Below are 24,910 nucleotides of genomic sequence, written 5' to 3'. Positions count from 1 at the left end.
CCTGTCTTGTCCGCACCGGCTTCGATAGCGGTCGATAAAGGCGGCCGGCGTTACGACGGCGAGCTTCTGTGGCTCGTTGTCTTCGCCGTGCTTCTCGGCGCGGCGATGCTGGGCGGCATCTGCCTCGGCCGGCTGTCGATAGCGCCATCGCAAGTGTTCGACAGCATCACCCGATGGGCGGGCGGCGCGTCGGCGGAGACGCTGGAGGAGCGCATCGTGCTCCTGGTCAGGGCGCCGCGTGTCCTGATGGGGGCGCTGGCCGGCATGGGCCTCGCCATGGCGGGAGCGGCACTCCAGGGCCTGTTTCGCAATCCTCTCGTGTCGCCCGATATACTGGGCATCACGGCCGGCGCTGCTTTCGGCGGCGCGCTGGCGATCCTGCTGGGCGAATCCAGCATGGTCCTGATCGGCTCGGCTTTCGCTTTCGGGGTGCTGGCCCTTCTGCTCGTCGGCTTCATCTCGCGCGTCGACGGGCGCAGCGACACCATGACGGTCGTGTTGGCGGGTGTCGTGGTGGCGGCGATGTTCACCGCACTGGTGTCGTTCGTGCAGTTCGTGGCCGATCCCGATTCCACTTTGCCGGCGATCGTCGCCTGGCTGATGGGATCGTTCGCGTCCATTACCTGGTTCAGGGTCGGCATCGCCACGCTGCCCATCGTCATCGGCGCGTTGGGTCTGATGCTGCTGCGCTTCCGCATCAACCTCCTGTCGCTCGGCGAGGACGAAGCCAGGTCATTCGGCATCCGCGTCGAGCGCGAGCGCTGGATCCTCTTCCTGCTCGTCGCGCTGATCTCCGGCGGCGTTGTGTCGGTCTCGGGCATCGTCGGCTGGGTAGGCCTCGTGATTCCGCATGCGGCGCGTCTCCTCGTCGGCCCGGATCACCGCATCCTCGTTCCGGCCTCGGGCCTGCTCGGCGGCGCCTATATGGTGGCCATCGATACGGTCGCGCGCAACGCCACGGCCGCGGAGATACCGCTCGGTGTCCTCACCGCCGCCATCGGCGCGCCCATTTTCGCGATCCTGCTGCGGCGCATGTACTACACCGAGTCGCGACGATGATCGGCCTGCGCGCGGCGGGAGTGCGCTTCGGCGAGCGCTGGATCTTCCGGCGCCTCGACTTCGCGCCGGATGCCGGCCGCTGCGTGGCGGTGCTGGGGCCGAATGGGCGCGGCAAGACGACATTGATCCGTAGCCTGCTCGGCTTCCTGGCGCTCAACGAAGGCGACCGTTCGGCGCCGCCTGTCGTCGGCTATGTGCCGCAGGCCTCCGCGGCGACCGTCAGCTACCGGGCGCGCGACGTGGTGACGATGGGGCGCGTCGCCAGGCGTGGGCTTTTCGCGACGCCGAGCCGGGACGACCGCGACGCCGCCGACCGCGCCTTGACGCGCGTCGGTCTTTCGGCTCTGGCGCGCCAGCGTTTCGACCTGCTGTCGGGCGGCGAAAGGCAGCTCGTGCTGCTGGCCCGCGCCCTGGCGACGGACGCCGGCGTGCTGATCCTCGACGAGCCGGCCTCGGCGCTCGACCTGCGCAACCAGGACCGCTTCCTCGGCGTGGTCGATAGGCTGAAAGCCGAAGGCCGCCACACGATCGTCTTCTCGACGCACCTGCCGCAGCATGCGAGCGCCGTCGCCGACGACGCGCTCATGCTCTATGGCGCCGAGGACCACATATTCGGGCCGGTCGGCAAGGTCTTGAACGAAGACAATCTCGGCCGGCTCTACGGCATCCCGGTGCGCATCGTGGAGGTGGAAGCGGCAGCCGGCGGCCGGATGGTGAGCGGCGTGATCCCCGTCTTCGGCGCATCGGTGCCGGCATGAGGCCGCAGGCGCTGTTCATCGAATCGGATGACGGTCCGCCGCCTGAGCCGATCCTGCGACAGATCGAGGCGGGCAGGCTGCGCCTGGTGCGCCAGGTCGATCTCAAGCCCGCCGACCTCGACGCGGCTGACGGCCTCGTTGCGACGATCTATCTCGACCAGATCGATTTCGACATGCGCCGGAGCATGATAGCAGGCTTCCTCGCCAGAGGCGGCCGCATCGTCCTCAACGGCCATGTCGTACGACCGTTCATTGACGGCATGCAGCCTTTCGTGCCGCTCGCCACGCAACGACGGAGCGATCTGGTGCTGCAACGGCTGGCGCCGCATCCCGTCTTCGCCGGCATCGCCGCAGAGGTGCATCAAACGCAGAAGGGCGTCGCCGGCTTCTATGGCCGGGGGCACAACCCGCCTTTGCCGGGTGCCACGCTGTTGACCGGCATAGGCCCGGAGCGGCGGCCGATCGACTGGGAATGGCTTGCCCCGGGAGGCGGCGGTCTTTTCGTCCATTCGGGCAATGACATCTGGGGTGCGGCGGACCAGGCGGGCGTCGATGTCCTGATCGCGGAGCGGATCGTCGACTGGGCGCTCGCCGGCCGCAACGCCGAGGTCGCCGCATGAGCATTCTCGCCGTCAATGCGGGCGCTGCCTACCAGCTCGAGAGCCTGGAAGGTCCGCGCTACCGCCGCTACTTCGACCGTGTGGTCCGGCCGGAAGCGCTCGCCGATACCGATCTCGACGGCTATGGCGCGCTGCTCGTGCCGTGCCGGACGGCGGCCCATCGCATCATGCCGCACAGCGATCGCCTTCGCGCCTATCTCGACTGGGGCGGAACGATCGTCGCGATGGGCGAGTGTCACAGCGAGCGCTGGCTGCCGTCGATCAGCTTCACGCCGGTCGAGACGAATTTCTGGTGGTGGCTGGATCCCAACGGCGATCTCGGCGTCAGGATTGCGGCGCCGGCGCATCCGCTTTTCCGGCGCATCGGGCCGCGCGACGTCGCCTGGCATCTGCATGGTCATTTCGCGACGCCTGCTGGCGCCGAAGTGCTGTTGACCGACCGCGAGGGCAGGGCGATTCTCTATGTCGATGAGGTGACGACGCCGGGCCGCATGATCCTCACCAGCCTCGACCCGCTCTTCCATCACGGCCATTATTTCATGCCGGCCACGACCCGTTTCCTCGACGGTTTCCTTCCCTGGCTCGCCGAGGATGCCGCCGCCGGACGGAGGAGGGCGCGACGGCGCCAGTAGCTCATTTCCCCTCTCGTCCCTTGTCCGTTTTATCCGGCTTTTTGGCCGCCTGTCGTTCCAGGGCGGAGGCTTCGTCCTCCAGCTTCCTGGCGAGTTCCAGAAATCCCTGCTCTGCTTCGGGGGCAGTCAAATCCACGGCGAGTGCGCGAGCCTGTTCTGCGGCGTCGCGAAGCTCCGCGATCTTTGCACGTAGGGCTTTTCGGTCCATTTGCCGGATTAATGGACGTCAACCAGAAATGTTCCGCCAGCACGCTCGCGGCGCGCCTGATTTTTGCGGGTGGGGCCGCTCAGCGCGCTGAAATTTCAGGTTCTGGCCGAATTGTTACAGGCCGAATATAGTGCGGCCATGGCCAAGCCCATGATCAGCCCTGAAGAAGGTACCGGGAGGGCCGCGTGAAACGCGCCTTTCTGTTAGGGCTCACGGCCCAGTTGATCATCACTGGCGCGATTTTTCTTCTTTTTGATGATCAGATGATTCCAATGGCGCGGTCTCCGGTCATTGGCCTCGTCGCGTTGTGTTTGGGCATCGCGAGCGCGTTTTTCGCTTGGAAGGCGACGCCTCACCCGTCCTGGCCGGTCAACATCGGAATGTGGATTGCAGGCTTTCTTGCCATCTACGTGGTTCTGATCCCCTTCTGAGGTGCGCATAACGGCGGCACGATCGAGATCGCGCAAGCGATGGACATGTGAGCTTGAGACCATCACCTAACCGTCAACGGCCTCGTCGGTTTCATTGGCAGCGCCACCCAGCAGCACGACATTGAGCCGGCCGCCCGAGAAGAGCATGTCGTTCAGGGCCTCGATGATGTCCTCCGAGATCACCGCGCCATGGCTGCCGCGTGTCAGGCTCGATTGCGCGGTTCGGCGCATCAGCTCCTTGATGAAGGCGGCACTCACGCCCTTCGTTCGCGCGACAGCTTCGCTGACCAGCGCATCCGGCAGATCGAGGCCGGCGCCATAAAGACGTACCAGCTTTTCGCGGCCAATCTGGTCCGGCAAGGGCACTTCGATCGCCTGGTCGATGCGGCCAGGCCGGCCGGCAAGCGCTGCTTCGAGCTGCTCCGGCCGGTTGGTGGTGAGGACGAAAATAATGTCGGCATCCTCCTTCAGGCCATCCATTTCGTTGAGCAGCGCATTGAGCAGCGGCTCCTCGCAGCCGCGGATCATTTCCCGGCTGCGCGCGATGAGATCGACGTCCTCGATCACGACCAGCGCCGGCTGTAAGAGGCGGGCGAGCGTCATGTATTGCGGCAGAAGCCCCATCTGGCCGGCCGTGATGATCAGCGTCGTGTGGCCGGGAAGATTGCTGGCCAGATAGCGGATCGTATGGGTCTTGCCGGTGCCCGGCGGGCCATAGAGCAGCACCCCCTTGCGGGTGGACTGGCCAAGCTGACGCAGCCTTTCTCGACTGTTGACGAAACCCAGCACATTGCGATCGAGCAGCTGCAAGGTCACATCCGGCAGGATGACGGCCTCCCGTTGCACCGCGGGCAGGCGATGCACGGTGAGACCTTTCGCCCGTCCGTGGTAGTCCGCCTCGCCTTCGAAGGAAAGCACCTTGCCGCGATAGCTGTTCGCCCTGTCGACGGCGGTCTCGAGTGCCTTGAATGAGCGTTGCACGAAGGCTGCGCCCGCTTCCCCGACTGGAACCGCGATCTCGACGCAGGTACCAGCACTCTCGCCATACTCTCGATGGGCGGACAGCACGACGACAAAGCGCAGATCTCCTTCGCGCCTCAGCCACAGGCCATTCTTGAGGCAGCGGACGGGCTCATCCTCGCCTATGTCGACATCCTGGAATTGCGCGGCGACGAGCGAAGCGGCGTCCCGGCCATCCTGCATCAGCCTCGAGAAGGTGAGCGTCTCGTAGCGATGCGGCTCATGCACGCCGAAGAAGCGAATGGGCGAAGCCGGGAACAGCTCATCGATTGCCAGTTGCACATCGGCGCGCATATGTCCCGGAAACTGCCGTGTCGTGGTGACGATCTCTTCCTGGGCCAGTCCGGCGAAATGCCAGCCGATCGCCTCATAGGCGTAATCGAAGGTCTTTCGCCGCACGGTCTCCAGGAGATGGGTGGCGGCAGTCTGAACACAGGCGTCGCAGATCAGTGCCGCATGGCCCCGGAAATGAGGGTGGTCAGTCGCGGCCTCATTGCCGCAAAAGCCGCAACGTGATCCGCCGCTATTCGGCAAGACTGCCGAGGTGACGCGCAGCGGATGACCCGCCGAACGGATGCGCTCTTCTGCCTTGGCCAGCAGAATATCAGCGATCGTGGAAGGGTGGACCGCGCACACCGCCTCGCTATCCTGGCTGATGGCCGTGGTAAACGCTCTCGCCTCGGCTTCAGTCTTGCCGAAAACCGAGCTGAGGAGGTCCACGACGAAGGCCTCAGGCGTCCTTTCGTCATTGTGGAGGATGATCTGCTTATCGCCGATTTCTGCGGTCGTGTTGCTCATAGGACCCATCGCCGTAACAACTCGGAAGCTCCGGCTGCTTATGCCGCAAGTCTGCAACCTCTGTCAAAATATCTCTCGTTTAACAACTTTTGATTGTATTCTTGAGTACTGGGACGGCAGCCAAATTCACAGCCGGAACTTCTCGCGATAGCTCGGATGCCCTCCAGCGGTCTCTGCGAACCACAGAGCCCGCCCGATCGCCCGCGTCAGCGTGTCGGCGGCGATGGCGCCGAGCGCCGCGATCGTGGGCTGCCTTTGCTCCGGCAGCGCCTTCTTGCCCGTCGCGAGCGCGAAGACCGTGTCTCCGTCGAAGGGCGTATGGATGGGCCTTATGGCGCGTCCGAGCCCGTCGCGCGCCATGATGGCGAGCCGCTTCGCCTCGACGCGGGTCAGCGTCGCATCCGTCGCCACCACCGCGATGGTGGTGTTCTGGCCGGGCTTCGGATCGAACTTGCTGTCATGCAGCGGATGCGTGTCGGCGCGGGCGCCGGTGCGCTCCTGCTCTGGGCCCATCTCATCGCCGAGCGCCAGGTCGCGCGCCCACAGCCGTGGGGTGCCGGGAATGACGCAGGAGCCCACCGAATTGACGGCGACGAGCGCTCCGACCGTGAAGTCGCGAAAGCACGAAGACGCGCTGCCGAGCCCGCCTTTAAGTTGCCCGGCAAGTGCGCCGAGCCCTGCGCCCTTGTTGCCCAGCGCGAAATCGGCGGTTGCGGCGGCGAGCGCCTCGCGGCCGAGGTCGCGATAGGGCGGCTCGTCACCGGGCCATTTGGCCCCGCCATTCATGATGTCGAACAGAATGGCCGCCGGCACGACCGGGCAGGGCACGGGCTGCGCGCCGAAGGTAAAGCCGACACCGCGTTTCGCCAGGTCGATGGTGACGGAGGACGCCGCATCGAGGCCGAAGACCGAGCCGCCCGAAAGTATGAGTGCATGCACATGCTCGACGAGATTGGCCGCATCGAGCAGCGCGGTCTCGCGGCTGCCGGGCGCGCCGCCGCCGATCTCGATCGCCGCCACAGCGGACGCATCGGGAAGGATCACCGTGGTGCCGGTAAGCGCCAGCCAGTTCTCGGCATTGCCGATGGTGATGCCCCCGACATCGCTGATGAGGTTGCGTGGACCCTGGACGACGCCGTCGGATTTACGCGTCAAGGGCGGACCTTCGCGCGCCGCGCTTGCCGGTGCGCAACTCGCTCACCCGGTCGGGCAATGTCAGCATGAAGCTGGTGCCGTCCGGGCCTGAGGCGGTGAGCCACAGTTGCCCGCCATGGGCGCGCACCAGGTCGGCGGCGATGGTGAGGCCGAGGCCTGTGCCGCCCGGCCGCGCCGCACTCTGGAAGGCCTCGAACAGCCGGCCGCGCACATGCTCGGGGATGCCGGGCCCGTTATCGGTGACATTCACCGTGACGACCGCCCCCTCGCGCCACGCCTTGATGGTGATGATGCCCTCGCTGACGGCGGGACCTTCGCTCTCGCGTTGCTCGATCGCCTGCGCCGCATTGCGCACCAGGTTGGTCAGCACGCGGAACAGCTGGTCGCGGTCGGCATCGGCCGAGAGTGACTGCGGCACGTTGTTGTAGAGTACTATGCGGTTCGAGGCGTCGACCGCAATGCTTTCGATCACCTCATCGACGAGAAGGGCGAGCATGAACTTGTCGCGCCGCGGCAGCGCCTCCTCGGCGCGGCCGTATTTCAGCGTCTGCACGCAGAGCGAAATCGCCCGGTCGAGCGAGGCGATGAGCTTGGGAGCGAATTTCTGCACCGTCGGGTCGTTCACCATCGACAGCCGGTCGGAGATGAGATGCGCCGAGGACAGCATGTTGCGCAGGTCATGGCTAACTTTGCTCACCGCGAGACCGAGCGCCGCCAGCCGGCTCTTCTGGTTGAGGAGCGAGGAGAGCTCGACCTGCATGTCATGCAACTCATGCTCGGCGATGCCGATCTCGTCGCTGCGTCCGGATGGCTGGATGATGCGCTCGGGGTTTTCGGGCCCTGTGCCGAAGGCCTGCATATTGGCGGAGAGCCTTCGCATCGGCTTCACCAACACTTGATGCAGCGCCAGGAAGATGAGGCAGCCGACGAGCGCGGAGAGGAACAGCGACAGCTTGAAGACATTGAGGGCATAGCGGAACATCGCCGCGCGCAGGGGCGCTTCCTCGAGCGCCACGTCGATCACCTCGCCCGACATGTTGGGTGGGATGTCGGTGACCCCGATGACGCGGCCATTGCCCGAGACGAGCGTGTTGAAGGCATCGACGATCGAGGACACCATGTTGCCGTCGCGCAGGTCGTAGCTCGCATCGATCATGTCATAGCTGTCGCTGCGCAGGATGAGTTGGCGCGAATCGCCCTTCTTGAGGGAGACGACCAGCACGCCGGCGCCGGCGAGGATCTCGGTCTTGAGGTCCTCCGACAGCATCTTGTCGGGGGCGGCCTCGACGGCCAAAGCGGCGATCTCGGCCTGGGCCACCCGGTTCTTGAGCCAGTTGAGGCGGAAATTGGCGATGGACGGCAGGAAGATGAGGATTTCGCCCACCATCACGAAGAGGAGGGTGAGCAACAGGAGCTTGCCCGACAGCCCCTGGAGGAAGCCCGGTGTCCGGTTCGGCGCTGGCTTGGCTGGTTCCGCCATTTGGGCGGCACCCTATCACCTGGGCCCGGATGAGACAAAGTGCTGCTGGCATCCGCGTTAATCCGGCGCGGCCCTTCCCTTTGCGGGCGCAAGTTCCGTAAATACCAGGTTGGGCAAGCGAGCCCGGAAAGTTGTCGGCGATGAGCAATTCCCTGCTCCTCTCACTAAGTCATTGATATTGCTGGGGTGGGGTCTTTTTTGCGAAAATTCCCTGCAAATCCCTGTAAATCCCTGTATTCGGCCCGTCCGGTAGCGGTGGTCACCGGCAAAGATTGACTTTGCCGGCTCTTTCACCCTATATGCCGCGCCATTCCTGAAGCGAGTGAGATTGCCCTCTCGCGGCGCCCTCCGGACCGGCCGCCCGGTCCACGGATTGAGCGCCTATATAGAGGGCTATGACGGAGAACGATTGTGAAGCGCACTTATCAACCCTCGAAGCTTGTCCGCAAGCGCCGCCATGGCTTTCGCGCCCGCATGGCCACGACCGGAGGCCGCAAGGTGATCGCGCGCCGCCGCTCGCGTAGCCGCAAGCGGCTGTCCGCTTAAGCGGGCCGGGGGCATTGAGCCCCAACCGGACGATCGAACGCATTGTGAAGCGGCAGGATTTTCTCGCCGCCGCGAAGGCGAGTTCCTTCGCCGCCAGGGGTGTCGTCGTTCAGATGCGCGACCGCAAGGACGGGAAGCCGGCGCGCCTCGGCTTCACCGTGACGAAGAAACTGGGGCAGGCGGTCACGCGCAACCGCATCAAGCGGCGCCTGCGCGAAGCGGCGCGCCTGACACTGCCCGAGATCGCTGAACCGGGCCATGACTACGTGCTGATCGGCAGGGCCGCAGGCCTCGAAAGGCCGTTTTCAAGCCTTCAAAATGACATTAGGACAGCCTTGAAGAGGCTGCATATCGGCGGACCTGCCGCCAATCGGTGAAACTGCCCATGCAGCATGACAGCAAAAACTTCATCCTCGCCATCGTCCTTTCGATGCTGATCATCATTGGCTGGCAGTATTTCTATGCCAAGCCGACCCAGGAGAGGATCGAAACCCAGACGCAGAGCCAGCAGACGGGAACCAATCCGCAGGAGCAGCCGGGCGCCACGGTTCCGGGCACCGAACAATCGGCCATCGTACCGCGCGCGCAGGCCATCAGCTCGACCAAGCGGATCAGGATCGAAACGCCGGTCATCGACGGCACCATTAATCTGGTCGGCGCCCAGTTCGACGATGTCCATCTCAAGAACTATCGCGAAACGGTAGACCCTTCGAGCCCCGAGATCGCGCTCCTCAATCCCTCGGGCACAGTGGGCGGCTTCTTTGCCGAGCAGGGTTTCATTCCGGCCAGTGGAACTGCGGTCAAGCTCCCCGGCCCCAAGACCGAATGGCAGGCGCCGGCCGATGCGGTGCTCGCGCCTGGCAAGCCGGTGACGCTGACCTGGGACAATGGCGAAGGTGTCGTCTTCACCCGCACCATCTCGGTCGATGATGATTATCTGTTCACCGTCAAGCAGGATGTCCAGAACAAGTCGGCCAACCCGATCTCGCTTTTCCCCTATGCCCGCATCCAGCGCCAGGGCACGCCCAAGGTCGATGGCATCTATGTCCTGTTCGAAGGCCTGATCGGCGTTCTCGACGGCAAGCTCCAGGAGATCCACTATTCCACGCTGAAGGATGCGACGCGAGCGGACGAGAAAAAGATTTCCGCCGAAGCAACCGGCGGCTGGATGGGCTTCACCGACAAGTACTGGGCCGCCGCTCTCATTCCCGATCCGACTGCCGGCATCGCCGCCAGTTTCCAGCATCTGGCGCAGAACGGCGCCGACATCTATCAGAGTGATTATCTGGGCAAGACCGCCATCACGGTCCCCGCCGGCGGTATCGGCTCCTATCAGGATCGCCTTTTCGCCGGTGCCAAGGTGGTCCAGAAGATCAATGCCATTGGCGAGAAGTACAAGCTCGACAATTTCGATCTCATGATCGACTGGGGCTGGTTCTGGTTCCTGACCAAGCCGCTCTTCTGGCTGCTCGACTTCATCAAGTCCTATGTCGGCAATTTCGGCGTCGCTATCCTCATCGTCACCGTCATCGTCAAGCTCCTGTTCTTCCCGCTGCAGAACAAGTCCTACGAGTCGATGAGCAAGATGAAGAAGCTGCAACCCGAGATGGAGAAGATCAAAAAGCTCCATCCCGACGACCGCATGAAGCAGCAGCAGGAGATGATGGCGCTCTACAAGCGCGAGAAGGTCTCGCCACTCTCGGGCTGTCTGCCGATCCTCATCGCCATCCCGGTTTTCTTCGCGCTCTACAAGGTGATCTATGTCACCATCGAGATGCGCCATGCGCCCTTCTTCGGCTGGATCAAGGACCTCTCGGCGCACGATCCGACCACCATCTTCAATCTGTTCGGCCTCATCCCGTGGGACCCCTCGACGGTGCCGGTGTTCGGCCACTATCTGATGCTGGGCGTCTGGCCGATCATCATGGGTATCACCATGTGGCTGCAGATGCGCCTCAACCCGACGCCGCCCGATCCGGTGCAGGCGCAACTCTTCAACTGGATGCCGATCCTGTTCACCTTCATGCTCGGCTCCTTCCCCGCCGGCCTCGTGATCTACTGGGCATGGAACAACTTCCTCTCCATCCTGCAGCAGTCCTTCATCATGAAGCGGCAGGGTGTCGAGGTGAACTTCTTCGGCAATATCCGTGACAGCCTTCCCTTTCTCAAACGCAAGAGCAGCAGCACGGGGACCGGGTGACACAAATTCCCCTCTCCCGTTGCGAAGCAATGGGAGAGGGTGCCCAAAGGGCGGGTGAGGGCTCTTTCTCTCAGCGATGAATGCTCGTTGGGATCGGGGTTTCACTGCGCCAAAGAGCCCTCATCCGGCCTTCGGCCACCTTCTCCCACGCTTCGCGCGGGCGAAGGGAAGTAACGGAGAGAACACCCAGGTGACGGTAGAGTGGAGCACCGACCAGCTCGAAAGAGGCAGGCTACTCTTCGCGGGGCCTGCCTCTTTCGTCATGGGCGTGGCGAAGATCGAGCAGTTGCCGGAGGTGAGGGGCACCGAGATCGCCTTTGCCGGGCGCTCCAATGCCGGCAAGTCCTCGCTCATCAATACGCTGACCGGCCACAAGGAGCTGGCGCGCGCCTCCAACACGCCCGGCCGCACCCGCGAGCTCAATTACTTCGACATCGCCGGCAAGCTGACGCTGGTCGACATGCCTGGCTATGGCTATGCCAAGGCGCCCAAGGCCGAGGTGAAGAAATGGCAGGGGCTGCTCAAGACCTATCTGAGGGGCCGGCCCGGCCTCACCCGCGTCTTTGTCCTGGTCGATGCGCGTCATGGTGTTACGGCAACCGATCTCGAGATTTTTACTCTCCTCGACGAGAGCGCCGTCACCTTCCAGATCGTCCTGACCAAGGCCGACAAGATCCTCGCCAGGGACGAGGCCGCCCTCCTCGAGCGCACCCGCGCCCTCGCCAAGAAGCGCCCGGCCGCTTTCCCCGAGGTCCATCTGACCTCGAGCGTCACCGGGCGGGGCTACCCCGAATTGCGCGCCGAGATCGCAGGCCTTGTGAGCGCGCACAATTGAAGTATAAGCGCATCGGTTTTTTGTTCCGGGACGAGTGAGCCATGTCCGAAGTGTCTTCAACCGAAACTGCCCGTATCCTTTCCGAAGCGCTGCCCTTCCTGCAGCGCTATGACGACCAGGTCGTGGTGGTGAAGTATGGCGGCCATGCCATGGTCGACCAGGAACTGGCGAAGAAATTCGCCCGCGACATGGTGATGCTGAAATTGTGTGGCATCCATCCGGTGGTGGTGCATGGCGGCGGCCCGCAGATCAACCGGCTCCTCGACAAGCTCCAGGTCAAGTCGGAGTTCCGCGAGGGCTTGCGCGTCACCGACAAGGACACGATGGAAGTGGTCGAGATGGTGCTGGCCGGATCGATCAACAAGTCGATCGTCGGCCTTATCCAGGCGGCGGGCGGCCGCGCCGTCGGCATTTCCGGCAAGGACGGCAATCTCCTCATCGCCGAGCGCTTCACCAAGACCAAGGTCAACCCCGAGACCGGCAAGACCGAGAAGATCGATTTCGGCTTTGTCGGCGAACCGCATCGGGTCAATACCGAGATCCTGCAAACCATCATCCATAGCGATGCCATTCCGGTGATCGCGCCCGTCGGCGTGGGCATGGACGGCGAGAGCTACAATGTGAATGCCGACACGGCGGCGGGCGCCATTGCGACGGCGCTGCAGGCCAAGCGCCTGCTGCTCCTTACCGATGTGGCGGGCGTCCTCGACAAGAACAAGGAGCTCATCCACGAGCTCACTTTGGCCGGGATTCCGAAGCTCATCAGTGAGGGCACCATCACCGGCGGCATGATCCCCAAGATCGAGAGCTGCGTGTCGGTGGTCGAATCGGGCGTCGAAGGCGTCATCATCCTCGATGGCCGGGTGCCGCACAGCGTGCTGCTCGAGCTCTTCACCCCGCATGGCGTCGGCACCCGCGTGTCGCGCTCGGGTGTGTGAATTGGGCCGCGGCTTCGCCCATATCGACACCTGGATCTTCGATCTGGACAACACGCTCTATCCGGCGAGCTGCCGGCTGTTCGACCAGATCGATGTGAAGATCGGCGCTTTCGTCTCGAACCTGCTCGGCATCGATACGGCCGAGGCGAGGCGCATCCAGAAGGCCTATTTCTACGAATATGGCACGACCTTGCGCGGGCTCATGAGCGAGCACGAGGTCTCGCCGGACGAGTTCCTCGATTACGTCCATGACATCGATCATTCGCCGGTGCCCGCCAACCAGGCGCTGGACGCGGCACTGCATGGCCTTCCCGGCCGCAAGCTGATATTCACCAACGGCACGGTCGCACATGCCCGGAAGGTGCTTGCCCGCATCGGCGTCACCCATCATTTCGGCGACATCTTCGACATCGTCCATTCCGACTTCATCCCCAAACCCGCCATCGGCCCCTACCGCAAGTTCATTGCCCAGACGGGGATCGAGCCCACAAGCTCGGCTATGTTCGAGGATATTGCCCGCAATCTCGAGGCCCCGCACGAGCTCGGCATGACCACCGTGCTCGTCACTTCGCCCGACAACAAGGATGCCGAGCATCTGAACGCGCTCCATGGCGGGGCAGGCGAGAAGCATGTCCATCATGTGACCGGCGATCTTGCCGCTTTCCTCACCAAACTGGCCGCCGATCGTAATTGACTTCGAGACGCCCCGCGCTAGTGTCCACGCCCATTCGGGAGAACATCATGGCCGATCTCAAATCCACCATCGAAGCCGCCTGGGATGAGCGCGACAAGATCACGCCGAAGACCAGGGGCGCGGTCCGCAAGGCGGTCGACCAGTCCCTCCAGCTGCTCGACCAGGGCAAGGCCCGCGTCGCAGAGAGGCAGGATGGTCAGTGGGTGGTCAACCAGTGGCTCAAGAAGGCGGTGCTGCTGTCCTTCCGCCTGAACGACATGTCGCTCATTGGCGGCGCTCCCGGCAAGGCCAAGTGGTGGGACAAGGTGCCATCCAAATTCGACGGCTGGACCGCCACCCAGTACCGCAAGGCCGGCTTCCGAGCCGTGCCGGGCTGCGTCGTGCGCCGCTCGGCCTATATCGCGCCGGGCGTCGTGCTGATGCCGTCCTTCGTCAATCTCGGCGCCTATGTCGATCAGGGCACCATGGTCGACACCTGGGCGACGGTCGGCTCCTGCGCCCAGATCGGGCGCAATGTCCATCTCTCGGGCGGCGTCGGCATTGGCGGCGTGCTCGAGCCGATGCAGGCCGGCCCCACCATCATCGAGGACAACTGTTTCATCGGCGCCCGTTCGGAAGTCGTCGAGGGCTGCGTCATCGGCGAGGGCTCGGTGCTCGGCATGGGCGTCTATATCGGCCAGTCGACCAAGATCGTCGACCGCGCCACGGGCGAGGTCTTCATGGGCCGGGTGCCGCCCTATTCCGTGGTCGTGTCGGGCAGCCTGCCCGGCAAGCCCTTGCCCAATTCGCCCAATGGCGAGCCCGGGCCCAGCCTCTACTGCGCGGTGATCGTCAAGCGTGTCGACGAGAAGACCCGCTCGAAGACCGGCATTAACGAATTATTGCGCGACTAGGCGGGTTTTTGCCGCTCGATTTACGTTAGGTTTAATCCCGCGCTGTTAAACAGGGCGTCCGCATCCGGGAATGGGGACGATCCATGAATCTGGGTTCACTGCTGTTCAGCTTCGGCGGCCGCATCAGCCGGTCGCAATATTGGTTGGGCTATGGCGTTCAGATCGCCATGGTGGCGTTCGGCTATATTTGCCTTCTCTACGGCACGGAATATCAGAACATTCTGGCGCTAGTGGCCTCGATCCTGGTGCTTCTGCCCACCACGTGGATTGCTCTCGCCGTCATGGCCAAGCGCTATCACGACCGTGGCAAGTCAGCCTGGTGGATATTGATCGTCCTCATCCCGATCATCGGCGGAATCTGGCAGTTCATTGAGCTGGGGCTGCTCAGGGGCGATGAAGGATCGAACGACTACGGTCCCGATCCCTGCCATTCCTTCAATGTGGGCGATGACATCGAAGCCATGCGCCGCCAGGCCGGAGACAGAGCCGGCCTCCCGGCCGGCGCTGCGAACCAGCCGGTCACCGCCGTGGCGAAAGCGCCGCCGCGCTCGCCCTATACCGATGGGCGTCCCGTCTTCGGCAAGCGCGTCTAGCGCATAGCGAAACCAGTTCGTGCCAAACGGCCGGGTTATCCCAGCCGTGATATTCCCGTTTGACCATGCGGCATAATCTCCGATAGTTGCGCCTCGGGGCGTGAGTCGTTCGGGACGGCATGGAAGACATTCGCGCCCGGCCATTGGCCGGGCGCTTTGCTTTCGGATAGATTGCGCCCCCATGGATTCCGACCCGCTGCCGCTTCTCGAAGATCTCATCCGCTGCCCCTCGGTGACGCCCGACCAGGCCGGCGCGCTCGATCGCCTCTCGGCCTTTCTCGGGGAGGCGGGCTTTCACTGCGAAACGCTCATCTTTTCCGAGCCGGGCACGCCTGATGTCGCCAACCTCTTTGCCCGCTTCGGCAAGGGCTCACCGCATCTGTGCTTTGCCGGCCATATCGATGTCGTGCCGCCGGGCCGCCTGGAGGATTGGGCCGCGCCGCCTTTCTCCGCCCATCAGGAGAACGGCATTCTCTACGGCCGCGGCGCCGCCGACATGAAGGGCTCGGTCGCGGCCTTTGCCACCGCCGCCGCCGATGCGGCGCGGGAAGGCGTCTTCGCCGGCTCCGTGTCGCTGCTGATCACCGCCGATGAGGAAGGTCCCGCCATCAACGGAACGCGCAAAGTCCTCGCCTGGATGAAGGAGAAGGGCCATGTGCCCGATCACTGCCTCGTCGGCGAGCCGACTTCGACCGAAAAGCTCGGCGACATGATCAAGATCGGCCGGCGCGGCTCACTGGGTTTCACCGTGTCGATCACCGGCATCCAGGGCCATGTCGCTTACCCGCACAAGGCCGACAATCCGATCCCCAAACTCGCCCGTCTTATCGATCGCCTGTCGGCGCACAAATTCGACGATGGCACCGACCGTTTCGATCCGACGACTCTGGCCGTCACCAGTTTCGATGTCGGCAATCCCGCGGGCAATGTTATCCCGGCGCGGGCCGAAGCACGTTTCAATATCCGCTTCAACACCGAGCATACGCGCGAAACGCTCATCGCCACGGTGGAGGAAATCTGCCGGGGCGTTGAAAGCGAGTTGGGCGGCAGCTTCGCTCTCGACATTCCGCCGGGAGCCGATGCCTTCATCACCGAGCCCGGCGCCTTTGTCGGCGTGGCGCTCGATGCGATCGCGGCCGAGACCGGTCTCGTGGCCAGGCTCTCGACCTCGGGCGGCACATCCGATGCCCGCTTCATCAAGGACTATTGCCCGGTGCTGGAATTCGGGCCGCTCAACGCCACCATCCACCAGGTCAACGAGAATATCGCGATCGCCGACCTGCGCAATCTGGCCGCCATCTACCGCACCATCATCGAGACTTATCTCGGGCGGGCGGCGGCGTGACGCTGGTTCAGGAAGGCATCGCGGCCATGCGTGGGTGCTGGCGCCTGATCCGCCGCGATCCGCGGGCGGATGAGGATTTCAACCTCACCATCGACGGCTTCTGGCGCTCTTTCGCCGTGGTGGTGCCGGTGCTGGTCCTTGCCTATCCGATGTTTCTCTCGGGACACGAGCAGAGCGTCGCCCAGAGCCTGGCGAATGGCGAAGCAGCACCGGAGCTCAGGCTTGGTGTCAGCTATTTCTATCTGCTCGTCGGCTTTGCGGTCTGGCCGCTGGCCGCCGCACTGCTCGCCAGGCTGTTCGGGCTCAGCCAGAACTATGTCCCCTATATGATCGTCTATAACTGGATGAACGTCCCCACCATGGCTCTGGCGGTCATTCCCAATCTCCTCCATCTCATGATGGGATCGACCTTGCTGCCCGGCCTGCTCGGCATGCCCGTCTTTGGCGTTCTGCTTTATGTCAGCTGGTACATCGCCAGAACCTGTTTGCGCACCACCGCTGCGGTGGCGCTGGCCTTCCTGCTGACCGATCTGGCGTTGACATTTGGGCTGAGCGTGCTCTCGCGATGAAGTTCCTCTGGAATTCCGCGCTTGGGCTCCTGATCGTCACCGGAGGGTTGCTGGGCCTGACCTTGCCTTTCGGCAAGTTGGCGACGGGGAATGGCGTTCCGCCGATGTTGTGGGCCTTCGTCATCTCCTGCGGCGCGGGCGGCGTGCTCTTCCTTGTGCTGCTGGCGCGCCGCCGGCTCTTCGCGCTCACGTTCCATCGCCTGCGCTATTTCGTCATTGCGGCGGCAATCTCCTATGCCATCCCCAATCTCCTGATGTTCTCAGCCATTCCGCATCTGGGGGCGGGCTATGCCGGCATCATGTTCACTTTGTCGCCGGTGATCACGCTGGTCCTGTCGATCCTGCTCGGCGTGCGCCGGCCGAATCTTCTGGGCATTCTGGGCATTGCGGTGGGCTTTGTCGGCGCCGTCATGGTGGCGCTGACACGCGGTGAGGCAGGAAGGCCCGCCGATCTGTTCTGGGTGGTGATCGGCCTGCTGATCCCGGCCTTGCTCGCCGCCGGCAATATCTACCGCACCTATGACTGGCCCAAGGATACGGGCCCGATCGAGCTTGCCGCCGGCAGTCACCTTGCTGCTGCGCTGATGCTGCTCGTGGGTCTGCTTGTGCTGGGCGAGGGTGCGTCCTTCGCGCTCCTGCCGTCCATACCCTGGCTGGTGCTGGCGCAGGTCGCGTCCGCCTCGCTGATGTTCGCCTTCTTCTTTCGGCTCCAGGCGGTGGGCGGTCCGGTTTATCTGAGCCAGATTGGCTATGTTGCCGCCGCTATCGGGCTTGCCTCGGGCGTTCTGTTTCTTGGCGAGCACTACCGGCTACTGACCTGGCTCGGTGCGGCGATCATCGTGATGGGGGTCATCATGACCACCAGGGCCCAGTCTAGTAATCCACGCGCATGAGATAGAGCCCGGTCGGCGGCGCCACGGGCCCGCAGCGGGTGCGGTCGCGGGCCGCCAGCGCCTTGCCGATGTCGCCAATCTGCCATTTGCCTTCGCCGACCAGCTTGAGCGAGCCCACCATCGAGCGCACCTGGTGATGAAGGAAGGAGCGGGCCTCGACGGTCACGTCGATCATGTCACCCGTCCGCGTGATGTCGAGCCGGTCGAGCGTCTTGACTGGCGACTGCGCCTGGCAGGCGGCGGCGCGGAAGGTGGTGAAGTCATGCTTGCCGATGAGCGCTTTCGCCGCCTCATGCATGGCCGCATGGTCAAGCCTTACCGGATGCCACCAGGCCTTGCCGCGCTCGAGCGCCAGCGGCGCGGGGCGGTTGGCGATGCGGTAAAGATAGCTGCGCCGGATGGCCTTGAAGCGGGCGTGGAAATCCCCATCCACGGCCTCGACCTGGAGCACGCTCACCGGGTGCGGGCGCAGATGCGCGTTGAGGGCGTTGCGCAGGACCCGGGAATCCCATTCCCGGTCGAGATCGACATGCGCCACCTGGCCCATGGCATGGACGCCGGCATCGGTGCGCCCCGCCGCATGGATGGTGGGCCGTGTTCCGCTCAGCGCGAAGACGGCATCTTCCAGGACACCCTGGACGGTCGTCACATTGGCCTGCAGCTGCCAGCCGGCGAAGGGACCGCCGTCATATTCGATGGTCATCTTATAGCGCATCAAGGCGCTATATGCCCGCTCAAGGCCGAAATGCGAAAGGGATTATTGCTTGGTCTTGTTGACCGTGAACTCGCCCGCCCGGATGCGTTCCGGCAGGCGCTCAGCGAGCTTGGCGACCGGCTCCTCGCCATAGGTGGTGATGAGATCCGACATGGCCGCGAAGATCGCTGCCGTCGCGATGCAATCGGGATCGATGCCGTCATAGACGGCTTCTTCCCAGGCTTCCATGATGTAGCGCAGCGCCACATATTTAGGCTCGGCGCCGGGGGCGGCGGCCTGTGCTCGCGAAGTCTCTTTGTCCATCACCCATCCACCTGAAGCCGGCATCTGTTCCACCGATGCCTGCAAGCCCGCCAACCGAATCAGCACAATTTGAAATTTATCAGAGCAATGCGGCAGGACTACCGCATCCTTAGGAAAGGGTTAACGCCGGCATCCTTTTTTGAGTCAACTCGTTAACAATTGCCAGGCCACGTGGATATAGGCGGCGGTCCCGGGCGTCATGTCGAGAGCATCGAGCTCGTGGCGCTCCGCCCACCGGACCTTCGTTACGTCATCGCGGGCCACGGCCTCGCCCCTGCGCCAATGGCCGGTGAAGCAGGCGATAGCATAATGGGCGATGGCGCGGCCGGCCTTGTCGCGCATGATGGCATCATCGATATCGACCAGCCGGACAAGATCGGCCTCGATGCCGGTCTCCTCGAGAAGCTCGCGCCGCGCCGCCTCGCGCACCGTCTCGCCGAATTCGAGCCCCCCGCCCGGCAGGCTCCATTTGCCCTTCCACGGCTCCTTGCCGCGCTCGACCAGGAGGACCTTGCCATCCCGCCACACACAGGCGCTGACCCCGATTCTGGGAATTCTGGGCTCGCTCATAAGGGCACAGTGCCGATGATTTGATTGATGAGGTCAATAACCATAGCGCGGTAGATTCGTACCAGTGGTGCCGACAGCTGATCGCAGGCATCACGGCCAAGGTTCAGCAGACTGTCGCCCTCTGGCGTGCGGATATCGCAGATTAACCGTTTGATATTGGCGTCCGCGACGCATGCCTTGTCGCGGCAATACAATGTTTCCTCGCGAATGAGCTGTGCCCCTACATATTGGAACGCCAGTCCATCGAAATCCTCCATTTCCTCATCGTTGGCCGAGAGGAGTTTGCGCAAATACGGCCTGACTTTTTCGCGATCCGCGTAGAAATCCGCCACAGCGAGCAATCGGGCTGCCGCGCCGCGCCTGTCGCCCGGCCATCTGGTCTGCCGCCACTCCAGATACTCGGCAATGTGGAGTGGGAGATAGGCCTCAACGACGCCTCCATCCAATGCCGGTCCAACTTGGTACTTCACAAGGTCAGGGGCTTTGATCAACACGTCCCAGGCACTAACGTAGCTCGAATAGCGGGAATAGGACGAATTGCTCACGATTTCGGACACATACTTGCTGTCCACGATTTTCGTGAAGAGGAGTGTGTAGAGAAGCTGCGCGCTGTGATTGCCTGCATCAGCGGCGGCGAGCAGCTTTTCCGCCTGGGCACGAGCGTTCTCGTTCGATTCGCTGGTCTTGAGCGTGGCGAGATAATCCACGTAAAGCCGGATATCATCCGAGCACCGATCGGCGCGCGGCATTTTCTCAAGCGCCCAGCCACTTGCATCGAAGGATTTTAGGGCGTCCCGGCATTGCTCTTCTTGCGAGCCTTCGGCACGTGCATTCCCAAAGACAAGCATCGCAGCGAACAACAGGCACAAGGAGAACGGTGCCACATTTCCGGCGAGAAGACGCCTGACGCTGATAATCATCCTGAACACATCGCCTCCAACGGCGGAACGGTCTCATCTTTATACAGAAGGTTTGGCCTAGCAAGGAGGGCCCCTGTTAGACTCCCAAATGGGATGACGCGAAAGGAATGTTGGATTACCTTGTCTGCGCGACTCAACAGAGGCGTGTCGCTGAACAGGCAATGAGGGAGATGACGGATGGCAGACAACAAGAAGGCCCGCGGCAAGGCCGACCGCTCGAAAGTCTCGAAGAGCGAAGGCTATGAAGTGGCCTATTTCGCCAGGAAGCACGGCATCACGGCGGCACAGACGCGGGCGCTCATCGACAAGCACGGCAACAACCGCGACACGCTGAACAAGGCTGCGGGAAAGCTGAAAAAGAAGAAATAGAATGGCCGGTCCGCCGCGGGCTCTGAGGGGGCCGCGACGGGAAGAGGAGCCTGTCATTCGCCGGGGGCGGGCGCTGCAACCGGTGCAAAGTTGCGACGGCCTTTACCGGCGAGCAGGGGGTAGCCCAGTGTCGCCGCCGTGAAGGCCGTTATGCCGGCGGCGAGCGATACCCAGAAGCCGCTTGCCGGGCCATAGGCGTCGATGACATAGCCCGAGGTGAACGAGCCGAGCGCCATGCCGATGCCGATCCCGGTGACAGCCCAGGTGATGCCTTCGGTGAGCTTGGCGGCAGGGATGCGCTGCTCGATCAGGCCGAAAGCGATGATGAAGGTCGGCGAGATCGAGGCGCCGGCCATGAACAAGAGTGCGGCCAGCATCGGAATATTGGCGACGAAGAGCAGCGGCACGGTCGTAAGCGCCGCGACGAGATTGGCAATGGCGAATTGCTGCGCCAGGCTCGCCTTGAGCTTCAGGACGCCGAAGACCAGCCCGACCACCAGCGAGCCCCCGGCATAGCCGGCGAGGATGAAGCTCGCAGCGGCCGGTTGCCCGAACATCTTGCTGAGGGCGATGACGGTGACCTCCGCCGTGCCAAACAGCGTGCCGACGGCGATCAGCGTGAAAGTGATGAGTTGCAGCGGCCGCGACCAGATGGCCGATGCGCCGTCCGATTTCTCGATTGCGTGGATCTTCGGCTCGGTCGCCTTCTGGATGACGAACAGGATGGTGCCGATCGCAAGAAAGAGCGTGCCGGCGAGGATGCCCGCCTCGGGAAACAGGACGACGCTCAAGCCGACCGAGAGCACCGATCCCGCCATATAGACGACTTCGTCGGCGATCGATTCGAAGGCGAAGGCGGTATTGAGCTGGGGCGTGTCACGATAGATCTCGCTCCAGCGCGCCCGGACCATGGCCGGCATGCTGGGCATGAGGGCGGCCGCAATGGCGAAAATGAAGAGCGTCGGACTCGGCCAGTGCAGATGAGTGGCGAGGAGCAGCAGGGCGAAGGCGATGACCGAAAGGGCCGTTGCCGGGATAAGGATGCGGGCTTGGCCCCGGCGGTCCACGAGGCGCGAAACCTGCGGCGATATCAGGGCATTGGTCAGGGCGAAGGTGGCTGAAACGGCGCCGGCCAACCAGTATTCGCCATGCGTCTGGGAGAGCATGGCGACGATGCCCATGGGCATCATGGCAAGCGGCAGGCGGGCAATGAATCCGGCGCTGGCAAAGCCCGCAGTGCCGGGCTTCCGGAATATCTCACGATAAGGGTTGGACATCACAAACTCCTGGAATCTCGCAAGGGAATGATTTACATACGCAGCGTATGTATTCGGATATAATGGCATACGCCGCGTATGTCAATTGACATACGTTGCGTATGCGATTGGAAGGACGTAATGGCGCATAGACCGCGCGCGGAAATGATTGCCGAGACCCGGGCGAAGCTCGTATCGGCGGCCCGCGCCGCCTTCGGCAAGGTGGGCTATGCCGAGGCATCGATGGATGACTTCACCGCGGGCGCCGGCCTGACGCGGGGCGCCCTCTATCACCATTTCGGCGACAAGAAGGGCCTGTTCCGGGCGGTCCTGGGCGAGATCAATTCAGAGATGATTGTCCGGCTGAACGAGGTGTCACGCAAAGCGCCGACACGGTGGCAGGGTTTCGTCGATGAATGTGTCGCTTATGTCGAGATGGCGCTCGAGCCGGAGATCCAGCGCATCGTGCTGTGCGACGGCCCGGCCGTCCTCGGCGATCCCACCCAGTGGCCGGGCCAGGACGACTGCATCCGGGTGATGAGCCGCAATCTGCAGAAATTGATGGATGAGGGAACAATTATCGAGATCGACCCCGTGGCGGTGGCGCATCAGATCAATGGAGCGACGCTCTATGCGTCCTTCTTCATTGCCAATGCCGCGGACCCGCGGGAAGCATCCAGGAAATCGGTCGAGGCGTTGAAGCTGATGCTCGGCGGCCTGCTGTCGAAGTCAGAAGCGCATTGAGCCTTTTGACAGACTCTCTTGCTTCGGACACAGAAGGGCATGTGCAATCTCTATAAGCTCAGCGTCCGGCCTGACCATCTTCGCGAGTTGCTCCTTTATGTCGAGGAGCATGATTTCCCGCCGCGCCCCTATGTGTCGCCCGGCAGCCCGATCGCCATCGTGCGTGCCGCCGGGGATGTCCGGCATCTGGTCCTGGTACGCTGGGGCTTCGTGCCCTCCTGGGCGAAGGAGGTGGCGCCCGGCAAGCCGCTCACCAATGCCCGCGCCGAGACGATCCTGGACAAGGCCTCCTTCAAGAACGCGATCAGGCGCCGGCGCTGCCTCATCCCGGCAGACGGCTTCTATGAATGGTCGGGTGCGGAAGGACGCAAGCAGGCGCATCATATCGCGCGCGCCGATGGCGGACCTTTCGCTTTTGCCGGCATATGGGAGCACTGGCTGGGACCGGATGGCAGCGAGCTCGAGACGGCCGCCATCGTCACCACGGAAGCATCAGCCGAGCTCGCCCGTATCCATCACCGCATGCCGGTGATCGTCGCGCCGCACCTTCATGCGCAATGGCTCGCCAATGAACAGGTCGAAGCGGGAAAAGCGCTGGCGCAGGTGCTCGCGCATCCCGACCAGACACTGGTGATCGAGCCGGTCGAACTCGAACGCCGGGCTGCGCCGCCAAAGCCGGTTCGGCAAGAGCCCGGCCAGTTGAATCTGTTCTGATCGACTAGGCGGGCTCGGTCTCGAAGCCGGCATCGGCGGCATCCTTGAAGCCGCCGAGATTGCGCACATTGCCGTAGCCCATGTCCTTCAGCACCTTGCCGGCGAGCGCCGAGCGTCCACCCGACGCGCAATAGAGGATGACTGGACGATCCTTGCGGAACTGCGGATCGTGATAAGGCGTCTCGCTGTCGGCCCGGAACTCGATCATGCCGCGCGACACATGGGTGGCGCCCTTGAGCTTGCCGGATTTGGCAACCTCGGTCCCATCACGCACATCGACAAGCAGGGCATTCCCATTTGTCACGAGCTTGCGGGCCTCCTCCACGCTGATCTTGGGGACCGCCTCATTGGCGGCGGCCATGAGCTGCTTGACGGTAAGTGTCATTGGTATCTCCTGGGTCTTTGCGCCGGGCACTCCATGCCAAAAATCGGACGAAACGTCACCAACTTATAGCGATGCTGAGGCGCATTCGGCCGGAATCCGGCAAATTCAACCAGTATGCTGCGCCTGTCGTTCACTTCACACAGCAAACACTTTCACTCCCTGCGGTGCGTGTCAGCCGCCGACCTGGCCGCGATGCCTGAGGAAATGGTCGGCCAGCACGATGGCGAGCATGGCCTCCCCCACCGGCACGGCACGGATGCCGACACAAGGGTCATGGCGCCCGGTGGTGACGATGTCGGTGTTCTCGCCGGTCGCCGTCACCGTCTTGCGCGGCGACAGGATCGAGGATGTCGGCTTGACGGCGAAGCGCACCACGATTTCCTGGCCGGTCGAGATGCCGCCCAATATGCCGCCGGCATGGTTGGTGCTGAATTCGGGCTTGCCGTGCCGCATCCGCATCTCATCGGCATTCTCTTCGCCCGAAAGCAGGGCGGCGGCGAAGCCGGCGCCGATCTCGACGCCCTTCACCGCATTGATGCTCATCATGGCTGCGGCGATCTCCTGATCGAGCTTGCCATAAAGGGGAGCGCCCCAGCCGGGCGGCACGCCGCTTGCCACCACTTCGATGATGGCGCCGCAGGACGAACCCGCCTTGCGCACCTGATCGAGATATTCCGTCCAGACGTCGACCGCCGCGGAATCCGGCGTGAAGAATGGGTTGCGGTCGACCTCATCCCAGTTCCAATGGGTGCGGTCGATCTTGTGCGGGCCGATCTGGATGAGGGCGCCGCGCACGGCGACATGCGGGATGATCTTGCGGGCAATGGCGCCCGCCGCGACCCGCGCCGCCGTCTCGCGTGCCGATGAACGCCCGCCGCCGCGATAGTCACGCACGCCATATTTGGCGAGGTAGGTGTAGTCGGCATGGCCGGGGCGGAACTTGTCGCGGATGGCCGAATAGTCCTTCGAGCGCTGGTCGACATTCTCGATCAGGAGGGCGATCGGCGTTCCCGTCGTCACCGGACCTCCGGTGCGCTCGTCCTCGAAGACGCCGGAAAGAACCTTGACCTCGTCGGGCTCGCGCCGCTGGGTGGTGAAGCGCGACTGCCCGGGCCTGCGCTTGTCGAGATAGGCCTGGATGTCGGCGGCGGTGAGCGAGATGCCCGGCGGACAGCCGTCGACGACGCAGCCGAGCGCCGGCCCATGGCTCTCGCCGAAGGTCGTCATCCGGAACATATGGCCGAAGCTGTTATGCGACATGGCGCTC

General features: G+C 63.5%; 30 protein-coding genes. 19 read left to right on the top strand and 11 right to left on the bottom strand.

Annotated elements, in window-relative coordinates:
* Nucleotides 1-6: 6 nt before the first annotated feature.
* From DT068_RS25915 to DT068_RS25900, 4 genes are read left to right on the top strand one after another with little or no spacing between them, the layout of a single operon-like run.
* Nucleotides 7-1,059, top strand: coding sequence for a FecCD family ABC transporter permease (locus DT068_RS25915; protein ID WP_368905209.1), 1,053 nt, complete (start codon nt 7-9; stop codon nt 1,057-1,059).
* Nucleotides 1,056-1,817 carry an ABC transporter ATP-binding protein gene (locus tag DT068_RS25910; protein WP_119392802.1) on the top strand — a complete coding sequence of 254 codons (762 nt, stop codon included), beginning with the start codon at nt 1,056-1,058 and terminating at the stop codon, nt 1,815-1,817. Before DT068_RS25915 ends, DT068_RS25910 begins: the two co-directional genes overlap by 4 nt.
* Nucleotides 1,814-2,437, top strand: a complete 624-nt coding sequence (locus DT068_RS25905) for a hypothetical protein (RefSeq protein WP_119392801.1) — start codon at nt 1,814-1,816, stop codon at nt 2,435-2,437. The genes DT068_RS25910 and DT068_RS25905 overlap by 4 nt, the downstream gene beginning before the upstream one ends.
* The gene (locus DT068_RS25900; RefSeq protein WP_119392800.1) at nt 2,434-3,069 is read left to right on the top strand and encodes a hypothetical protein; all 636 of its coding nucleotides are present in this window, start codon (nt 2,434-2,436) and stop codon (nt 3,067-3,069) included. Before DT068_RS25905 ends, DT068_RS25900 begins: the two co-directional genes overlap by 4 nt.
* A 1-nt stretch (nt 3,070) precedes the next feature.
* Here DT068_RS25900 and DT068_RS25895 read toward each other — a convergent pair whose 3' ends face one another.
* A complete protein-coding gene (locus DT068_RS25895; protein ID WP_119392799.1) occupies nt 3,071-3,277 on the bottom strand; it encodes a hypothetical protein in 207 nt (68 codons plus the stop codon).
* Nucleotides 3,278-3,462: 185 nt separating this feature from the next.
* On the opposite strand from DT068_RS25895, the gene DT068_RS25890 reads away from it, so the two are divergent.
* Nucleotides 3,463-3,708, top strand: a complete 246-nt coding sequence (locus tag DT068_RS25890; RefSeq protein WP_119392798.1) for a hypothetical protein — start codon at nt 3,463-3,465, stop codon at nt 3,706-3,708.
* A gap of 66 nt (nt 3,709-3,774) precedes the next feature.
* Here DT068_RS25890 and DT068_RS25885 read toward each other — a convergent pair whose 3' ends face one another.
* The 3 genes from DT068_RS25885 to DT068_RS25875 all read right to left on the bottom strand — a co-directional run bounded on the left by DT068_RS25885 (nt 3,775) and on the right by DT068_RS25875 (nt 8,161).
* Complete coding sequence (locus DT068_RS25885) at nt 3,775-5,526, bottom strand: ATP-dependent Clp protease adaptor ClpS (protein ID WP_119392797.1); 1,752 nt, start codon at nt 5,524-5,526, stop codon at nt 3,775-3,777.
* Between the two features lie 126 nt (nt 5,527-5,652).
* The gene (locus DT068_RS25880) at nt 5,653-6,681 is read right to left on the bottom strand and encodes a P1 family peptidase (RefSeq protein WP_119392796.1); all 1,029 of its coding nucleotides are present in this window, start codon (nt 6,679-6,681) and stop codon (nt 5,653-5,655) included.
* Entirely contained in the window at nt 6,671-8,161 is a 1,491-nt protein-coding gene (locus tag DT068_RS25875) for a sensor histidine kinase (RefSeq protein ID WP_119392795.1), read from the bottom strand. The genes DT068_RS25880 and DT068_RS25875 overlap by 11 nt, the downstream gene beginning before the upstream one ends.
* 411 nt (nt 8,162-8,572) lie before the next feature.
* On the opposite strand from DT068_RS25875, the gene rpmH reads away from it, so the two are divergent.
* From rpmH to DT068_RS25820, 11 genes are all read left to right on the top strand, one after another.
* Complete coding sequence (gene rpmH / locus DT068_RS25870) at nt 8,573-8,707, top strand: 50S ribosomal protein L34 (RefSeq protein ID WP_119392794.1); 135 nt, start codon at nt 8,573-8,575, stop codon at nt 8,705-8,707.
* Nucleotides 8,708-8,721: 14 nt separating this feature from the next.
* Nucleotides 8,722-9,084 (top strand): ribonuclease P protein component, encoded by a 363-nt coding sequence (gene rnpA / locus DT068_RS25865; RefSeq protein ID WP_368905206.1) that lies wholly within the window; start codon nt 8,722-8,724, stop codon nt 9,082-9,084.
* Between the two features lie 8 nt (nt 9,085-9,092).
* Entirely contained in the window at nt 9,093-10,907 is a 1,815-nt protein-coding gene (yidC, locus tag DT068_RS25860) for a membrane protein insertase YidC (RefSeq protein WP_119392793.1), read from the top strand.
* Nucleotides 10,908-11,097: 190 nt separating this feature from the next.
* Complete coding sequence (yihA, locus tag DT068_RS25855; RefSeq protein WP_368905204.1) at nt 11,098-11,742, top strand: ribosome biogenesis GTP-binding protein YihA/YsxC; 645 nt, start codon at nt 11,098-11,100, stop codon at nt 11,740-11,742.
* A gap of 41 nt (nt 11,743-11,783) precedes the next feature.
* Nucleotides 11,784-12,680 carry an acetylglutamate kinase gene (gene argB, locus DT068_RS25850; protein ID WP_119392791.1) on the top strand — a complete coding sequence of 299 codons (897 nt, stop codon included), beginning with the start codon at nt 11,784-11,786 and terminating at the stop codon, nt 12,678-12,680.
* The gene (locus DT068_RS25845; protein ID WP_119392790.1) at nt 12,673-13,374 is read left to right on the top strand and encodes a pyrimidine 5'-nucleotidase; all 702 of its coding nucleotides are present in this window, start codon (nt 12,673-12,675) and stop codon (nt 13,372-13,374) included. Before argB ends, DT068_RS25845 begins: the two co-directional genes overlap by 8 nt.
* A 47-nt stretch (nt 13,375-13,421) precedes the next feature.
* The gene (dapD, locus tag DT068_RS25840) at nt 13,422-14,267 is read left to right on the top strand and encodes a 2,3,4,5-tetrahydropyridine-2,6-dicarboxylate N-succinyltransferase (RefSeq protein ID WP_119392789.1); all 846 of its coding nucleotides are present in this window, start codon (nt 13,422-13,424) and stop codon (nt 14,265-14,267) included.
* 83 nt (nt 14,268-14,350) lie between these two features.
* On the top strand, nt 14,351-14,860 hold the full coding sequence (locus DT068_RS25835; RefSeq protein WP_119392788.1) for a DUF805 domain-containing protein: 510 nt from the start codon (nt 14,351-14,353) through the stop codon (nt 14,858-14,860).
* A 181-nt stretch (nt 14,861-15,041) separates the two neighbouring features.
* Entirely contained in the window at nt 15,042-16,205 is a 1,164-nt protein-coding gene (dapE, locus tag DT068_RS25830; RefSeq protein WP_119392787.1) for a succinyl-diaminopimelate desuccinylase, read from the top strand.
* Entirely contained in the window at nt 16,202-16,774 is a 573-nt protein-coding gene (locus DT068_RS25825) for a hypothetical protein (RefSeq protein ID WP_119392786.1), read from the top strand. The genes dapE and DT068_RS25825 overlap by 4 nt, the downstream gene beginning before the upstream one ends.
* Nucleotides 16,771-17,667, top strand: coding sequence for a DMT family transporter (locus DT068_RS25820; RefSeq protein ID WP_119392785.1), 897 nt, complete (start codon nt 16,771-16,773; stop codon nt 17,665-17,667). Before DT068_RS25825 ends, DT068_RS25820 begins: the two co-directional genes overlap by 4 nt.
* On the opposite strand, the gene truA is transcribed toward DT068_RS25820, so the two are convergent.
* From truA to DT068_RS25800, 4 genes are all read right to left on the bottom strand, one after another.
* Nucleotides 17,648-18,385 carry a tRNA pseudouridine(38-40) synthase TruA gene (truA, locus tag DT068_RS25815; protein WP_119392784.1) on the bottom strand — a complete coding sequence of 246 codons (738 nt, stop codon included), beginning with the start codon at nt 18,383-18,385 and terminating at the stop codon, nt 17,648-17,650. The two genes, DT068_RS25820 and truA, sit on opposite strands and share 20 nt — an antisense overlap.
* Before the next feature lie 39 nt (nt 18,386-18,424).
* A complete protein-coding gene (locus DT068_RS25810) occupies nt 18,425-18,685 on the bottom strand; it encodes a hypothetical protein (RefSeq protein WP_119392783.1) in 261 nt (86 codons plus the stop codon).
* A gap of 144 nt (nt 18,686-18,829) precedes the next feature.
* Nucleotides 18,830-19,255 (bottom strand): NUDIX hydrolase, encoded by a 426-nt coding sequence (locus tag DT068_RS25805; RefSeq protein ID WP_119392782.1) that lies wholly within the window; start codon nt 19,253-19,255, stop codon nt 18,830-18,832.
* Nucleotides 19,252-20,175: a hypothetical protein gene (locus DT068_RS25800; RefSeq protein ID WP_119392781.1), complete on the bottom strand. Its 924-nt coding sequence runs from the start codon at nt 20,173-20,175 to the stop codon at nt 19,252-19,254. The genes DT068_RS25805 and DT068_RS25800 overlap by 4 nt, the downstream gene beginning before the upstream one ends.
* A 177-nt stretch (nt 20,176-20,352) precedes the next feature.
* Between DT068_RS25800 and DT068_RS25795 the strand changes: the two genes are divergently transcribed.
* Nucleotides 20,353-20,544, top strand: coding sequence for a DUF3606 domain-containing protein (locus DT068_RS25795; protein WP_119392780.1), 192 nt, complete (start codon nt 20,353-20,355; stop codon nt 20,542-20,544).
* 53 nt (nt 20,545-20,597) lie between these two features.
* Here DT068_RS25795 and DT068_RS25790 read toward each other — a convergent pair whose 3' ends face one another.
* Nucleotides 20,598-21,821, bottom strand: a complete 1,224-nt coding sequence (locus tag DT068_RS25790; RefSeq protein ID WP_119392779.1) for an MFS transporter — start codon at nt 21,819-21,821, stop codon at nt 20,598-20,600.
* Nucleotides 21,822-21,941: 120 nt separating this feature from the next.
* On the opposite strand from DT068_RS25790, the gene DT068_RS25785 reads away from it, so the two are divergent.
* Nucleotides 21,942-22,544: a TetR/AcrR family transcriptional regulator gene (locus tag DT068_RS25785; RefSeq protein WP_119392778.1), complete on the top strand. Its 603-nt coding sequence runs from the start codon at nt 21,942-21,944 to the stop codon at nt 22,542-22,544.
* 39 nt (nt 22,545-22,583) lie between these two features.
* Nucleotides 22,584-23,258 (top strand): SOS response-associated peptidase, encoded by a 675-nt coding sequence (locus tag DT068_RS25780; RefSeq protein ID WP_119392777.1) that lies wholly within the window; start codon nt 22,584-22,586, stop codon nt 23,256-23,258.
* Between the two features lie 4 nt (nt 23,259-23,262).
* Here the strand turns inward: DT068_RS25780 and DT068_RS25775 are convergent, their stop codons facing one another.
* Nucleotides 23,263-23,643, bottom strand: coding sequence for a rhodanese-like domain-containing protein (locus DT068_RS25775; RefSeq protein WP_119392776.1), 381 nt, complete (start codon nt 23,641-23,643; stop codon nt 23,263-23,265).
* Between the two features lie 171 nt (nt 23,644-23,814).
* Nucleotides 23,815-24,903, bottom strand: coding sequence for a chorismate synthase (gene aroC, locus DT068_RS25770; protein WP_119392775.1), 1,089 nt, complete (start codon nt 24,901-24,903; stop codon nt 23,815-23,817).
* Nucleotides 24,904-24,910 lie beyond the last annotated feature (7 nt).

Origin of the sequence: Taklimakanibacter lacteus (genome assembly GCA_003576695.1) — a bacterium.
Classification (GTDB): Bacteria; Pseudomonadota; Alphaproteobacteria; order Rhizobiales; family Aestuariivirgaceae; genus Taklimakanibacter; species Taklimakanibacter lacteus.
Note: the sequence above shows the minus strand (reverse complement) of the source record. Positions and strands in the feature narration are given on the sequence as shown.

Coding starts and splice junctions, on each gene's coding strand:
- DT068_RS25910 (WP_119392802.1), top strand. CDS start 1,056: ATGATCGGCCTGCGCGCGGCGGGAGTGCGCTTCGGCGAGCGCTGGATC.
- DT068_RS25905 (WP_119392801.1), top strand. CDS start 1,814: ATGAGGCCGCAGGCGCTGTTCATCGAATCGGATGACGGTCCGCCGCCT.
- DT068_RS25900 (WP_119392800.1), top strand. CDS start 2,434: ATGAGCATTCTCGCCGTCAATGCGGGCGCTGCCTACCAGCTCGAGAGC.
- DT068_RS25895 (WP_119392799.1), bottom strand. CDS start 3,277: ATGGACCGAAAAGCCCTACGTGCAAAGATCGCGGAGCTTCGCGACGCC.
- DT068_RS25885 (WP_119392797.1), bottom strand. CDS start 5,526: ATGAGCAACACGACCGCAGAAATCGGCGATAAGCAGATCATCCTCCAC.
- DT068_RS25875 (WP_119392795.1), bottom strand. CDS start 8,161: ATGGCGGAACCAGCCAAGCCAGCGCCGAACCGGACACCGGGCTTCCTC.
- yidC (WP_119392793.1), top strand. CDS start 9,093: ATGCAGCATGACAGCAAAAACTTCATCCTCGCCATCGTCCTTTCGATG.
- argB (WP_119392791.1), top strand. CDS start 11,784: ATGTCCGAAGTGTCTTCAACCGAAACTGCCCGTATCCTTTCCGAAGCG.
- dapD (WP_119392789.1), top strand. CDS start 13,422: ATGGCCGATCTCAAATCCACCATCGAAGCCGCCTGGGATGAGCGCGAC.
- DT068_RS25835 (WP_119392788.1), top strand. CDS start 14,351: ATGAATCTGGGTTCACTGCTGTTCAGCTTCGGCGGCCGCATCAGCCGG.
- dapE (WP_119392787.1), top strand. CDS start 15,042: ATGGATTCCGACCCGCTGCCGCTTCTCGAAGATCTCATCCGCTGCCCC.
- DT068_RS25820 (WP_119392785.1), top strand. CDS start 16,771: ATGAAGTTCCTCTGGAATTCCGCGCTTGGGCTCCTGATCGTCACCGGA.
- DT068_RS25810 (WP_119392783.1), bottom strand. CDS start 18,685: ATGGACAAAGAGACTTCGCGAGCACAGGCCGCCGCCCCCGGCGCCGAG.
- DT068_RS25805 (WP_119392782.1), bottom strand. CDS start 19,255: ATGAGCGAGCCCAGAATTCCCAGAATCGGGGTCAGCGCCTGTGTGTGG.
- DT068_RS25800 (WP_119392781.1), bottom strand. CDS start 20,175: ATGATTATCAGCGTCAGGCGTCTTCTCGCCGGAAATGTGGCACCGTTC.
- DT068_RS25795 (WP_119392780.1), top strand. CDS start 20,353: ATGGCAGACAACAAGAAGGCCCGCGGCAAGGCCGACCGCTCGAAAGTC.
- DT068_RS25790 (WP_119392779.1), bottom strand. CDS start 21,821: ATGTCCAACCCTTATCGTGAGATATTCCGGAAGCCCGGCACTGCGGGC.
- DT068_RS25785 (WP_119392778.1), top strand. CDS start 21,942: ATGGCGCATAGACCGCGCGCGGAAATGATTGCCGAGACCCGGGCGAAG.
- DT068_RS25780 (WP_119392777.1), top strand. CDS start 22,584: ATGTGCAATCTCTATAAGCTCAGCGTCCGGCCTGACCATCTTCGCGAG.
- DT068_RS25775 (WP_119392776.1), bottom strand. CDS start 23,643: ATGACACTTACCGTCAAGCAGCTCATGGCCGCCGCCAATGAGGCGGTC.
- aroC (WP_119392775.1), bottom strand. CDS start 24,903: ATGTCGCATAACAGCTTCGGCCATATGTTCCGGATGACGACCTTCGGC.